The 13,588-nt window shown below is 42.9% G+C and carries 10 protein-coding genes and 2 pseudogenes; 2 read left to right on the plus strand and 10 right to left on the minus strand.

Features of this window, described 5'->3' with window-relative positions:
- The first annotated feature begins 1 nt into the window (after window position 1).
- A complete protein-coding gene (locus tag KIH88_RS09265) occupies window positions 2–760 on the plus strand; it encodes a GntR family transcriptional regulator (protein WP_213988825.1) in 759 nt (252 codons plus the stop codon).
- Between the two features lie 294 nt (window positions 761–1,054).
- Window positions 1,055–5,086: an LPXTG-anchored beta-N-acetylhexosaminidase StrH gene (gene strH, locus KIH88_RS09270; RefSeq protein ID WP_225901081.1), complete on the plus strand. Its 4,032-nt coding sequence runs from the start codon at window positions 1,055–1,057 to the stop codon at window positions 5,084–5,086.
- 53 nt (window positions 5,087–5,139) lie between these two features.
- On the opposite strand, the gene purB is transcribed toward strH, so the two are convergent.
- From purB to KIH88_RS09320, 10 genes and pseudogenes are all read right to left on the minus strand, one after another.
- On the minus strand, window positions 5,140–6,438 hold the full coding sequence (gene purB, locus KIH88_RS09275; RefSeq protein ID WP_213988803.1) for an adenylosuccinate lyase: 1,299 nt from the start codon (window positions 6,436–6,438) through the stop codon (window positions 5,140–5,142).
- 18 nt (window positions 6,439–6,456) lie between these two features.
- Window positions 6,457–7,311, minus strand: coding sequence for a hypothetical protein (locus KIH88_RS09280; protein WP_062004482.1), 855 nt, complete (start codon window positions 7,309–7,311; stop codon window positions 6,457–6,459).
- Window positions 7,312–7,366: 55 nt separating this feature from the next.
- Window positions 7,367–8,056 carry an aspartate/glutamate racemase family protein gene (locus KIH88_RS09285; RefSeq protein WP_084920019.1) on the minus strand — a complete coding sequence of 230 codons (690 nt, stop codon included), beginning with the start codon at window positions 8,054–8,056 and terminating at the stop codon, window positions 7,367–7,369.
- Window positions 7,989–8,275, minus strand: a pseudogene (locus KIH88_RS09290) (hypothetical protein). Before KIH88_RS09290 ends, KIH88_RS09285 begins: the two are co-directional and overlap by 68 nt.
- A gap of 10 nt (window positions 8,276–8,285) precedes the next feature.
- Window positions 8,286–9,236, minus strand: coding sequence for a ketopantoate reductase family protein (locus tag KIH88_RS09295; protein ID WP_213988804.1), 951 nt, complete (start codon window positions 9,234–9,236; stop codon window positions 8,286–8,288).
- On the minus strand, window positions 9,237–10,331 hold the full coding sequence (purK, locus tag KIH88_RS09300; protein ID WP_213988805.1) for a 5-(carboxyamino)imidazole ribonucleotide synthase: 1,095 nt from the start codon (window positions 10,329–10,331) through the stop codon (window positions 9,237–9,239).
- Window positions 10,318–10,806, minus strand: a complete 489-nt coding sequence (gene purE / locus KIH88_RS09305; protein WP_033605793.1) for a 5-(carboxyamino)imidazole ribonucleotide mutase — start codon at window positions 10,804–10,806, stop codon at window positions 10,318–10,320. Before purE ends, purK begins: the two co-directional genes overlap by 14 nt.
- Window positions 10,807–10,825: 19 nt before the next feature.
- Window positions 10,826–12,019, minus strand: a complete 1,194-nt coding sequence (locus tag KIH88_RS09310) for an ATP-grasp domain-containing protein (RefSeq protein ID WP_213988806.1) — start codon at window positions 12,017–12,019, stop codon at window positions 10,826–10,828.
- 54 nt (window positions 12,020–12,073) lie between these two features.
- Window positions 12,074–13,333 (minus strand): phosphoribosylamine--glycine ligase, encoded by a 1,260-nt coding sequence (gene purD, locus KIH88_RS09315; protein ID WP_213988807.1) that lies wholly within the window; start codon window positions 13,331–13,333, stop codon window positions 12,074–12,076.
- Window positions 13,334–13,454: 121 nt separating this feature from the next.
- Window positions 13,455–13,529: pseudogene (locus KIH88_RS09320) on the minus strand (IMP cyclohydrolase); the annotation flags it as partial.
- Between the last annotated feature and the right edge of the window lie 59 nt (window positions 13,530–13,588).

Genomic DNA, 13,588 nt, shown 5'->3' on the forward strand with positions numbered 1-13,588 from the left:
TATGGTAAAATCAAGACTGGAGAAAGAGAATCGAGGTGAAATTATGGCTATTCCAAAATACCAATATATTAAAGATGAATTAAAAAACAAAATCATCTCTGGTCAATTTGCAAGTGGAGATAAATTTTATACAGAAGCAGAATTGATCGCGATGTATGATGTTAGTTCAATCACTGTTGTGCGTGCTTTGAATGACCTTGCAAAAGACGGCTATATTGTCCGCCAACAAGGGAAAGGGACTTTCGTTTCACGTGCCCGCAAGCACAAACTCGTTGAGTTTTCAGATGTTGAAATCTTTGAAACAAAAGACGATAAAGTTACTGTCCTTTCTATCGAGCGCGGAAACAAACTTGAATATTTAGATAAACTTGGACTACATGGAGATCAATTCTACTATAAGATTGAACGTATTCGTCAGACAAACGACGTGACATACATCTACCACACATCTTATATTCCTGAGCAATACATCAATGCCAACTATCCAAATCTTGATTATTATAGCTCTATCTATACACGTTTCAAATTGGATTACCGCATTCACATGAGTGATGAACATTTTGAGGAAATCAACGAAATCGCATTCCCAACTCCAGAGCATGCTGCTTCTGTACTCGGAATCGATACACAATTCCCAACTGTCTTCCAAACGAAGACTACAAAACTTGAGGCCACTGGCCAAGTCCTTGCCTATAGTGAAACTTATAAGCGAGCAGACTACTACAAAATCAAATTCATCTCATGTAATCGAGGTCATTAAGAGAAAGCTTGAGCCTAGCTCAGGCTTTTTCTATACCTATTATAGCATGAGGCCGAGGCTATGGAAATGTTCTGAAAGGTTCTTATTTAATTAGTAGCATTTTTACTAAAAACAAGTTAAATATCGGCTTTCTCTTTCTCATTTCTGGAAATGATTTTCTTCTAAATCTTATGATTTCCTCTATTTATTATAGTTCTTATATAAACCCACTTGACATTTTACTCCTTAGATAATAAAATAAAATCGGTTTTATGTAAACGCTATCATATATGGTAATAACAAGGAGGTTTTGTCATGAAACTAGAAAAGAAACAGCGCTTCTCCATCCGTAAATACGCGGTTGGGGCAGCTTCTGTACTTATAGGATTTGCTTTTAGCGCACAAGTCGTATCTGCTGACGGGATTACTCCAGCTCCAACAGCTGAAGAAACTGTTCAAACTATTCAGGAGAGTCCTCAAGCAGTCAAGGAAGCTGTAGACTCCAAGATTCCAGAAAAACTGGAAGAAAAAGCTGATGATCCTGTAAAAGAGGAGATCAAAGAAGACCAGGAGGCTCCTCGAACAGTTGCTCCAACAACAGAAGAGTCAAGCGCACCAGTTATGACAGAAAATGCTGCTCCAACTCCTACTGCCGAGAAAGAAAGCCCCGCCCCAGCTGAAACTCCTGCAGCAAGCACTCCTTCAGAAAAGAAAAATGAAGCCGTCACACCTGCAGTGACCACTCCTAGCATGGAACGAGTAGCTCAGGTAAATGAAAAACTGGCCAAAAGAAAAATGATCTCAATCGACGCTGGACGCAAGTACTTTTCTCCAGATCAACTCAAAGAAATCATCGACAAAGCTAAACACTACGGCTATACTGATCTTCATTTACTAGTTGGAAATGATGGCATGCGTTTCATGCTAGACGACATGACCATCAAAGCCAATGGCAAAACCTATGCAAGTGATGATGTCAAACGTGCGATCGAAAACGGAACGGACGCCTACTACAAGGATCCAAACGGCAACCATTTGACAGAGAGTCAGATGACAGACTTGATCAACTACGCTAAAAACAAAGGCATTGGTCTCATCCCAACTGTAAACAGCCCTGGTCACATGGATGCGATTTTGCATGCCATGAAAGAACTAGGCATCCAAAAACCGAACTTCAACTACTTTGGTAAGGAATCCGCTCGTACCGTTGACCTTGATAATAAAGAAGCGATTGCATTTACCAAAGCTCTGATCGACAAGTATGCAGCATACTTTGCTGGGAAAACTGACATCTTCAATATCGGACTAGACGAGTACGCCAATGATGCTACAGACGCCAAAGGCTGGAGCGTTCTTCAGGCCTATAAATGGTATCCAGAAGATGGATTCCCTGACAAGGGTTATGATAAATTTATCGCCTACGCCAACGACCTTGCTCGCATCGTCAAATCTCACGGTCTCAAACCAATGGCCTTCAACGATGGAATCTACTACAATAGCGATACAAGCTTTGGTACTTTTGACAAAGACATCATCGTTTCTATGTGGACTGGTGGATGGGGCGGATACGACGTCGCTTCTTCTAAACTTCTAGTTGAAAAAGGCCACCAAATCCTTAATACCAATGATGCTTGGTACTATGTTCTCGGCCGTAATGCTGACGGCCAAGGCTGGTACAACCTCGACCAAGGTCTCAATGGGATTAAGAACACTCCAATCACTTCTGTACCAAAATCTGAAGGAGCAGATATTCCGTTCATCGGTGGTATGGTAGCTGCTTGGGCGGATACCCCATCTGCACGCTATTCACCATCACGCCTCTTCAAACTCATGCGTAGCTTCGCAAATGCCAATGCTGAATACTTCGCAGCTGACTATGAGTCTGCTGAACAAGCTCTGAAAGAAGTACCAACAGACCTTAACCGCTATACTGCAGAAAGTGTCGCAGCTGTCAAAGAAGCTGAAAAAGCCATTCGCTCACTCGATAGCAACCTCAGTCGTGCCCAACAAGACACCATTGACCAAGCAATTGCAAAACTCCAAGAAGCTGTTACCAACTTGACCTTCACACCAGAAGCTCAAAAAGAAGAAGACGCGAAACGTGAAGTTGAAAAACTTGCCAAGAACAAGGTGATCTCAATTGACGCTGGACGTAAGTACTTCTCAGCTGAACAACTCAAACGTATCATTGATAAAGCTAGTGAACTTGGATATTCTGATGTGCATCTCCTCCTAGGAAATGACGGACTTCGCTTCCTACTTGATGACATGACTATCACTGCTAACGGAAAAACTTATGCAAGTGACGATGTCAAAAATGCCATCATTGAAGGGACAAAAGCTTACTACGATGATCCAAACGGAACCACTCTTAGTCAGGCTGAAATCACTGAATTGATCGAGTACGCAAAATCAAAAGGTATTGGACTCATCCCAGCGATCAACAGCCCAGGTCACATGGATGCCATGCTTGTCGCTATGGAAAAATTGGGTATCCAAAATCCTCAAGCCAACTTTGACAAGGTCTCTAAAACAACCATGGACCTTGAAAACGAAGAAGCGATGAACTTTGTCAAAGCCCTTATCGGCAAGTACATGGACTTCTTTGCGGGCAAGACTAAGATCTTTAACTACGGTACAGACGAATACGCTAATGACGCTACCAACGCTCAAGGTTGGTACTACCTCAAATGGTATGGACTCTATGGCAAGTTTGCTGAATATGCCAACACTCTTGCTGCCATGGCCAAAGAACGAGGCCTTCAACCAATGGCCTTCAACGATGGTTTCTACTACGAGGACAAGGATGATGTTGAGTTTGACAAGGATGTCATCATCTCTTACTGGTCTAAAGGATGGTGGGGCTACAACCTTGCAACTCCTCAGTACCTTGCAAGTAAAGGCTATAAATTCCTTAATACCAACGGAGACTGGTACTACATTCTCGGTCAAAAACCAGAAGATGGCGGTGGCTTCCTCAAAAAAGCTCTCGAAAATACCGAGAAAACTCCATTTAATCAACTAGCATCAACTAAATACCCTGAAGTTGACCTTCCTACTATTGGTAGTATGCTTGCTATCTGGGCAGATAGACCAAGTGCTGAGTATAAGGAAGAAGAAATCTTTGAACTCATGACTGCCTTCGCAGATCACAACAAAGACTACTTCCGCGCTAACTACAATGCACTCCGTGAGGAGCTTGCTCAAATCCCTGCGAACCTAGAAGGATACAGCAAAGAAAGTCTCGATGCCCTAAATGCAGCTAAAGAGGCTCTCAACTACAACCTCAATCGCAGCAAGCAAGCTGAGTTAGACGCTCTCGTAGCCAAACTCAAAGCAGCCCGCCTAAGCCTCAAACCAGCGACAACTCACTCAGGAAGCCTCGATGAAAACGAACTAGCTGCCAATGTTGAAACCAAACCGGAACTCATCACAAGAGCAGAAAAAATTCCTTTTGAGGTTATCAAAAAAGAAAATCCGAACCTCCCAGCTAAGCAAGAAAAGATTGTCACACCAGGTGTAGATGGTGAACGCACTCATTACATCTCTGTCCTTACTGAAAATGGTAAACAAACAGAAACTGTTCTAGATAGCCAAGTAACCAAAGAGCCTGTGACCCAAGTGGTTGAAATCGGTGCCCCTATTACGCACAAAGGGGATGAAAACGGCCTTGCTCCAGCTTCCGAAGCAAAACCAAGACTAGATATCCAAGAGGAAGAGATTCCGTTCACTACCGTGACACGTGAAAATCCACTCTTACTCAAAGGGAAGACTCAAGTTGTTACTAAAGGCGCTAACGGTCGTCGCAGTCATTACTACTCTGTGAGCACTACTGTTGACGGTAAGGAAGTGAAAACTCTTGTAGATAGCCTTGTGACCCAAGAAGCAGTGACCCAAGTTATTGAAGTCGGAACTCTTGTAACCCATGTAGGGGATGAACACGGTCTTGCTCCAGCCGCAGAAACAAAACCAAGACTAGATATCCAAGAGGAAGAAATTCCGTTCACTACCGTAACACGTGAAAATCCGCAATTACCAAAAGGACAAAGTCAAGTAGTCGTTGCTGGAGTAAATGGTCGCCGTACCGTCTTCTACTCTGTCAGCACTACTGCTGACGGCAAGGAAGAAAGAACCCTTGTCAATAGTGCGGTATCGCAGGAAGCGATCGCTCAGGTTGTCGAAGTCGGAACTGCCGTTGAGAAAGCTGAGCAAGCTAAACCAACTACAGCCAAAGCAGAAGAAAAACAACTCCCTGCAACAGGAAGTCAAGACTCTACAGGCTTGGTCGCAGTAGGACTCATGGCCACACTAGCAGCCTACGGACTCACTAAGAAAAAAGAAGATTAACCCCCTTCGATAAGCATACAAAAAGCGAGATTGAATCTCGCTTTTTGTTATGATTAGTCACCGAGTCCGATACGTTCAAAGATATCATCCACACGTTTAGTGTAGTATGCAGGGTTGAAAATTTCGTCAATTTCCTCTTGAGTCAGGCGTGAAGTCACCTCTGGATCTGCTTCCAGAAGCGGTTTAAAGTCTACTTGGTTGTCCCAAGAGTAGGCTGTTTTTGGTTGCACCAAGTCATAGGCTTGCTCACGGGTCATGCCTTTTTCAATCAAGGTCAACATAGCACGTTGGCTAAAGATAAGACCGAAAGTAGAGTTCATGTTGCGGATCATGTTTTCTGGGAAGACCGTCAAATTCTTGACGATATTTCCAAAACGGTTGAGCATGTAGTCAATCAAAATAGTCGTATCTGGGGTGATAATACGCTCAGCTGATGAGTGAGAGATATCACGTTCGTGCCAGAGAGCGACATTTTCATAGGCTGTCACCATGTGACCACGGATAACACGCGCAAGACCAGTCATGTTTTCAGAACCGATTGGGTTGCGTTTGTGAGGCATTGCAGATGAACCTTTTTGCCCTTTGGCAAAGAATTCTTCGACTTCGCGCTGTTCAGATTTTTGAAGACCACGGATCTCCGTTGCCATACGCTCGATGGAAGTCGCGATGCTGGCAAGAACTGCAAAATACTCAGCGTGGAGGTCACGAGGAAGGACCTGTGTAGAGATTTCTTGAGCACGGATACCAAGCTTGTCGCAGACGTATTTTTCAACAAAAGGTGGGATGTTGGCAAAGTTCCCAACCGCACCAGAAATTTTACCAGCTTCCACACCAGCAGCCGCATGCTCGAAACGCTCGATATTGCGCTTCATTTCGCTGTACCAAGTCGCTAATTTAAGACCGAAGGTTGTCGGCTCAGCGTGCACACCATGGGTACGACCCATCATGATGGTGAACTTGTGATCCTTAGCCTTATCAGCGATGATGTTGGTGAAGTTTTCAAGGTCACGACGGATGATGTCGTTGGCTTGCTTGTAAAGGTAGCCATAGGCCGTATCCACCACGTCGGTAGAAGTCAACCCATAGTGAACCCACTTGCGCTCTTCACCAAGAGTCTCAGAAACCGCACGCGTGAAAGCCACCACATCGTGGCGAGTCTCCTGCTCAATCTCCAAAATACGGTCGATGTCAAAGTCCGCTTTTTCGCGAATCAAAGCCACATCTTCCTTAGGGATTTCCCCCAACTCAGCCCATGCCTCATCAGCCAAGATTTCCACCTCAAGCCAAGCACGGTATTTATTTTCTTCACTCCAAATGTTCGCCATCTCAGGGCGAGAGTAACGGTTGATCATGATGTTTCTCCTATAATTTTATCTGCCTGATAGTAATGATGAAATAACTCCGCCTAAAGTTCCTGATATTATATCTTTAATAAATTGTTGATTGAAAAATGAAGCATTTTCTTTAACAATTACAGTAAATTCAGACTCGCTATTTTTTTCAGTTGCAGCAAGTAAGTCCTTTAAAATTTCGATAGATTGCTCAGATAGAACAGAAGCATTGTTAACAATCTGTTGAAGTTGTTTAGAAAGTTCCGACCACGGAAACTCAACATTCATATTAGATTTTTCTAAAATAGAATCTGTAACAATATTTGAGTTAACATTGTTGTCCCCATTAAGTGTGACATTATTACCTGAACCAAAATCATTTCCAACTACATTATCATTACCTGATACAGTTGTTTGAGATACTTCCTTTTCATAGATATTTTTACTATCATAATTCTCTATATTTTGATTTTTTATATCAATGTATATATTTTCCGCTTTATTACCAAAGGATTCCGTAATAATATTAAAAACAGTATCTCTAAATTTAGCGTCTTCGAAATACAATAAATAATTTTGACTTGATCCTAAATTAAACACTATATAATATTTTGACTTCAAATGATTTTGGTGTTTATTATAAACGTACCATGCATATAAACCAAATAATATTAATCCTAAAAATGGTGGGATCAATCCAATCATAAATAGAATTATCAGAATAAATATATCTCGTAGCGTGACTGGTGATTTAAATTCACTTTTACTTAACATGGATAAATTTGATATTTGAATACTATTATTTCTAGTGATAATTGCATTATTTTTTATTGTTAATCCATCAGTTTCAATCGTATATTTACTCTCAACGCTCTTTAATAACTCAGGTATCATTATATTCCCCCTTTAAAGTGAATCCAAATTTAATAACACTGTTCATTTCAACATCTTACTCTATACTCCACTCCGCCGCTTTCTCTGCGTGAATCACCGTTGTGTCATAGAGGGACAGGTCAGTGTCGAATTGTTTGACCAGGAGACCAATCTCGGTGCAACCCAAGATAACAGCTTCAGCGCCTGCTTTTTTCAAATCATCTATAACGGCAAGATAAGTCTGCTTTGAACTTTCTTTGATATCACCTAGACAGAGCTCGTCATAAATGATTCGATTGACCTCTGTAATTCCATCTTGGTCTGGAATCAGCACTTCTAATCCAGACTCTATCAATTTCTCTTTGTAAAAATCTTGGGTCATGGTGTACTTAGTTCCTAGCAGACCGACTTTTTGAATACCATCAGCCAACAAGGTCTGAGCAGTTGCAACTGCAATATGCAAGACTGGAATTGTAATTTTTTCTTGTATCTGTGGGGCAACTTTATGCATGGTATTTGTGCAAATAACGATGAAATCCGCACCTGCTTGTTCCAAGCGCTGAGCAACATCTGTCAAAAGTTGAGCACTCTTCTCCCAGTCTCCAACAGCCTGATAATGCTCGATCTCCGCAAAATCTACACTGTAGAGCAAAATTTTAGCTGAATGTAGACCTCCCAGCTCTTTTTTGATGGTTTCGTTAATAATTTGGTAGTAAGATGTGGTACTTTCCCAACTCATACCGCCAATCAGACCGATGGTTTTCATAGCTAATTAAGCTCCTCTTTTCTAATAAACACAATAAGCAACATGATAAAATATAGAGATTAGTGTTAAGTGCCAAATCATAAATCACCAAATAGTTTTCAGGATATTGTGCAACTAGCTCTTCATACTTAGCTTTCACCTTTTCGTGATCCCCACTAGCATACAGGACCTCAACGACTGCTCCACAGCCTTATCTTGTTTAATAAAACCATTGTACAACCAGAATACTCTAGACAGAAGCCCCCTTCATATTGGCTTCCAGAATAGGCATCTCAACACCCAACTCCAGACCTGTCAGATAGACACTTTGACAACAATAAAAGATGTCCTGTTTATCATTATGCAAGGTCATGATTTTTCGGGTTAGCTCATTTTTCGCAAACATAGCTTTCATGGCCTTCCCTGCAATCCAAGCGGGAATTTTATAAGGCAAGAGTTCTGCTTTGTAAAGTTTCAAATTCACACCACGCGCTTCTACGACTTTCAAAGCCTCTCGAATGGCCTTGATGGCTAATGATAATTCCGAAGAACTGTTCATCAAGTTCAAAGCCAATTTTTCTGGATTTTCTAGATTTCCCGAGCGTGCAGCTGTCGAGGTGACACCCGCATTAATCGCCATGTGAATCCAAATCCACTCGACCATATCATGGGGAACCTCCCACTTCAAATCTGCTGAAATCAGCAAATCCGTCAAATCAGCATAATTGGGGATGTGTGCTTTTTTCTCCCCTTCTAACATTAAATGGTCGAACAAGACGCCATCCAAATGGTCCTTATTCATATGACCACCAGCTGTCGGAAATGCGAGAATATAGTCATACTCCCCTGCCCATTTCTCTACTTCCTCTCGCGTATTCCAGAAATTACAGAAGAAAACGAGAGTTCCTTTAATCTGATTTTCTCGCAAGGTTTCCACGGCTTCTTTTACAAAACCATGACGCACACTGATAAAAATAAAATCATATTCCGCATGAGCTTCCGCCACATGAACCACATAGGTATCCCGTTTATTTTCACCTTTGGAAACATGACGGCCATCTAGCAAATCAACTGTCAAAACGTTTGGTGCTGTACTTTTCTTACTTTCTCTCAGCACGTGATCTACCTGATGACCTGCTTTTTGAAAAGCATAGGCATAAATGGTCCCGATAACCCCAAGACCTAAAATTGCTATTCTCACCTAAAAATCAATCCCTTCCCCAAACTCAACCACACTATCCGGCACTTCACTAAACAAAGTCACGTGTCCCATTTTGCGGTTGTGCTTCGCTTCTATTTTACCATACATATGGAGGTGGGCGCTTGGATTTTCTGTGACATATTTTTCAGCAGCCCCGACATGCTGGCCGAGCACGTTGAGCATGACGGCTGGCGCATGCAGGTGGATAGCTGGCAATGGTGCTCCCAGAACGCCGAGAATATGGGTATCAAACTGCGAGAAGTCGCAGGCTTCGATAGAGTAGTGTCCTGAGTTGTGGGGGCGTGGGGCAATCTCATTGACGATGATATCATCAGCTGTCGCAAACATTTCCACACAAAGAGTCCCAGACAAGTTGAGTTGTTCTGCGATTCGCACAGCCATGGCTTTGGCTTTTTCAGCTAGACTTGCAGAAATCCGAGCAGGCACAATTGTTTTAGATAGGATGTTGTTACGGTGGATATTTTCCTGAACTGGGAAAACCGTCACGTCCTTGCCATTTCCTGATACGATGACAGAAATTTCAAGGTCGAAATTGACGAATTCTTCTAAAACGCAATCTGCTGAGTCAGCTAGCACATGGGCTTCTTCCAAATCTGCTTCTGAGCGAATGACCTTTTGCCCATGCCCATCGTAGCCACCAGTCGCAGTCTTGAGGACATAATTTTTAGAAAGGTCAATATCTGCCAAATCTTGGCTTGAAGTCACAACCTTGTAGGGTGCCACAGTGACTTGTGCCTTGTTTGAGAGGAAGTCCTTTTCAAAAATGCGATTTTGAGAGATGCGGAGCAGGTCTGTTCCTTGAGGAAGTTGTCCTTCCTTGATAACCACCGCATCCAGACCGTCAGCATCGACATTTTCAAACTCATAGGTGAGGACATCGCAACGCTCCGCCAACTGACGGAGGGCATCCACATCGTTATAAGGTGCCACGATAATTTCCGCCACGCGAGAGGCCGGGCAATCCGCCGCAGGATCCAGCGCGATAACCTTGTGGCCCATGTAGATAGCAGAAATAGCCATCATTTGACCCAGCTGGCCGCCACCGATAATTCCGATTGTTTTAGATGAGCTCATTTGTAGACTCCTCAGCGATTTTTCCTTGTTCTTCTGCAAAATCTGCCAAAGCTGTCGCGATAGCCTGATCCTCTACTGACAGGAGACGGAGGGCAAAGAGGGCCGCATTTGTCGCACCTGCTTCACCGATAGCCATTGTCGCAACAGGCACACCGCCCGGCATCTGTACGATAGAGTAGAGCGAGTCGACGCCACTAAGGGCACGTGATTTGACAGGTACCCCGATGACAGGAAGGGTTGTTTTGGCAGCAACCATACCTGGTAAATGGGCTGCTCCACCTGCACCTGCGATAATGACCTTGATACCGCGACTACGAGCTTCCTCCGCATGTCTGAACATGAGGTCTGGAGTACGGTGGGCAGAGACAACTTTCTTTTCATAGGCTACACCAAAGCGGTCTAAGACTTCAGCTGTTTTTTGCATGGTTGCCCAGTCGGATTTTGAGCCCATGATGATGGAAATAATTGGTTTCATATTTTCTCCTCTGAATAAACTAATTCTTTTGCTCAATATTTTTTACAGTGGCTGATTCAACACTATAATGTTGAACAGTCTGATTAACCAGATTTTCAACGCTCTTAGGTTTTATCAATAAACGAAGTATAATTGTCACAAGAGGTATAATGCTCGGCAAATCCTTCCATACAGGTGTCAACACTTCTTCACTATCACATCTTAAAAGCCAGTACTTTATTGTCTGCAATATTTTTCTTCTACTTTTCGTCTTCTCAGCTGTTCCAATAATCAAAGCTATCAGACTATGCGTCTCAACGCCTGCTCGACCAAGAATGACCTCAGATTTAGCGTAGCTATGACTGGCTAGTTCTATCATGATTTTTGGAAAATTAACTCCTGCTTTATAAGCGTTAGCAGGCTCTACCATTCTAGGGTTACACTCTATATAGTAAAATTGATCTCCCCTACGTATAAAATCTAGGGTTAGGCAACCATGCCATTGTATATATTGTCCTAATTTTTCAACATGCTCTCTCGTTCTTTTAGATTCTATGCTTAATCTTGCCGCAGCCGAACCACCCGCGCCAGAACCTACTTTTACGCTAGAATGTACTGCGAGTAATTCTCCATGATCAAACACTGCTTGAACCTGACCATAGTCTCCAACTATGTCTTGCTGAACCATCCATTCCTCATCACTCGCTGTTAATTTGCTCGTCACTTCAGCCAAATCTTTCTTACTTGAAATCTTATAAACCGAGCGACCGGCAGTACCATAATCTGCTTTCAGCCAATAAGGATAGTCTAGCCGGATGGAGTCTGCATCTTTCACGTGCTCCCACTTAGGTGTGGGGAGTCCTAACAAATCCGCAGTTTCAGCAAAAGCAATCTTCCCAGCTAACTTTTCAAACTGCTCTTTATCAGCAAGGGCGATTGGTAGCGATTGAGGTAAAAATTGCTTTCCATTTGCTAATAACCAGCCTTCCTCATGTGTTGGCAAAATGGCCTTGTAATTGGTTTTACGAAGCAACTGACTAACCTGTCTCAAATAATCTACAGGAAAACGGTTCACATCAACTATCGGAACTCTATGGGTTAGACGACTGAAGTGTGCAATGGAAAATCTTCTAGGAGATAATACATCAATTTTATAGCCTTCTTTCAACAAAACTGTCAAAGTTTCTCGTGAGGTCAAGCTTGAACCTTCTAAAAATAGCAGCCTATTTTTCATTTTTCAAACACCTGAATTCTATATTTAAGTCTCACGGCTAAAAGTTTCATTGATTTACAAAGCCTTACCACCAATGTCATGCCTATAAAAGAGGCCTGTGGTGTCTTGCCTTTTGAGTTGGTCGTAGATTTTTTCCTGCGCAGCTGAGACAGTATCTGCTGTGGTGACAAGCATATAGACACGTCCGCCATTTGATAGCAATGCTCTGCTATTTTCCGCAAACTTAGCCCCTGCATAGTAAGTGATGATGTCGCCCTCGGTCTTGGCTGGCAACTTGACACCTTTTTCATAGTCTAACGGGTAGCCCTTGGATGCGACAACCACACCAAGAGTCACACCCTTGTCCGTCCACGTGATGGCTGGTTCTTTACCTTCCAAAATATCTGTGATATTTTGCGCAAAATCAGATGTCAAACGAGGCAAGATAATCTGAGTTTCAGGATCTCCAAAACGAGCATTGAACTCGATAACCTTAGGTCCATCAACTGTCAAGATAAGACCCGCGTAAAGAACACCAAGATACGGACGACCTTCTTTGATCATCCCTTCAAGGACTGGCTTGACAATGGTGTCAACAGCTGTGTCAACCACGCTCTGTGGCAAGTAAGGAACTGGCGCATAGGCACCCATCCCACCAGTGTTAGGGCCCTTGTCGCCGTCGTAAGCACGTTTGTGATCCTGAGCCGTCGGCATGATGTAGAACTTGTCCCCATTGACAAAGGCAAAGAGAGAGAACTCTTCTCCGTCAAGGAATTCCTCGATAACCACACGCGCGCCTGAGTCACCGAACTTATTGTCCAAAAGCATCTCATGAGCGGCTTCGACCGCTTGCTCAACCGTTTCAGCAACGACAACACCTTTCCCAAGCGCCAATCCATCCGCCTTGACAACGATAGGAGCGCCTTTTTCCTCGATATAAGCCTTGGCCTCCTCGAAATCTGAAAATGTGCCATAGGCTGCTGTCGGAACGTCATATTTGACCATGATTTCCTTAGCAAAATCCTTAGACCACTCTAGCTCCGCTGCAGCTTTGGTCGGGCCAAAGGCTTTGAGCTCAGCTTGATTAAAGTCATCCACGATACCTGCAGCCAGGGCATCATCTGGACCGATGAAGGTCCAAGCAATATTGTTGACCTTTGCGAAGTCAATTAACTTAGAATGTTCGGAAATAGAGATATTTACCAATTCCAGACCATCCAGAGTCATTCCATCATTTCCAGGAGCTACAAAAACCTTTTCAACGTCTTTTGACTCAAGCAACTTCTTAGCAATCGCATGTTCACGACCACCCGAACCGACAACTAACAGCTTCATCTCTCAACCTCTTTCGCGAATTATTTACTAATATTATATCATAAACGTTCGTTTTAATCTTGTTTTACTTAGCATTTTAAGCCAAAAAAGGAAAGAAACTGTTTTCTTCCCTTTTGTTTTCTTAATGTCTAAAATGTCTTACTCCTGTGAAGACCATAGTCAAGCCGTATTTGTCCGCCGATTCGATGGATTCTTGGCCACTCATTAACCAGTTATATCAGAAAGGTTAAAAAGTAGCTCTCATTTAATCGTTTT

The sequence above is a fragment of the Streptococcus oralis genome (assembly GCF_018448765.2).
Lineage (GTDB): Bacteria > Bacillota > Bacilli > Lactobacillales > Streptococcaceae > Streptococcus > Streptococcus oralis_BM.

Excerpts from the sequence above, each read along its gene's own strand:
- KIH88_RS09265 (WP_213988825.1), top strand. The coding sequence starts at position 2 with ATGGTAAAATCAAGACTGGAGAAAGAGAATCGAGGTGAAATTATGGCT.
- strH (WP_225901081.1), top strand. The coding sequence starts at position 1,055 with ATGAAACTAGAAAAGAAACAGCGCTTCTCCATCCGTAAATACGCGGTT.
- purB (WP_213988803.1), bottom strand. The coding sequence starts at position 6,438 with ATGATCAACCGTTACTCTCGCCCTGAGATGGCGAACATTTGGAGTGAA.
- KIH88_RS09280 (WP_062004482.1), bottom strand. The coding sequence starts at position 7,311 with ATGATACCTGAGTTATTAAAGAGCGTTGAGAGTAAATATACGATTGAA.
- KIH88_RS09285 (WP_084920019.1), bottom strand. The coding sequence starts at position 8,056 with ATGAAAACCATCGGTCTGATTGGCGGTATGAGTTGGGAAAGTACCACA.
- purK (WP_213988805.1), bottom strand. The coding sequence starts at position 10,331 with ATGAGCTCATCTAAAACAATCGGAATTATCGGTGGCGGCCAGCTGGGT.
- purE (WP_033605793.1), bottom strand. The coding sequence starts at position 10,806 with ATGAAACCAATTATTTCCATCATCATGGGCTCAAAATCCGACTGGGCA.
- KIH88_RS09310 (WP_213988806.1), bottom strand. The coding sequence starts at position 12,019 with ATGAAAAATAGGCTGCTATTTTTAGAAGGTTCAAGCTTGACCTCACGA.
- purD (WP_213988807.1), bottom strand. The coding sequence starts at position 13,333 with ATGAAGCTGTTAGTTGTCGGTTCGGGTGGTCGTGAACATGCGATTGCT.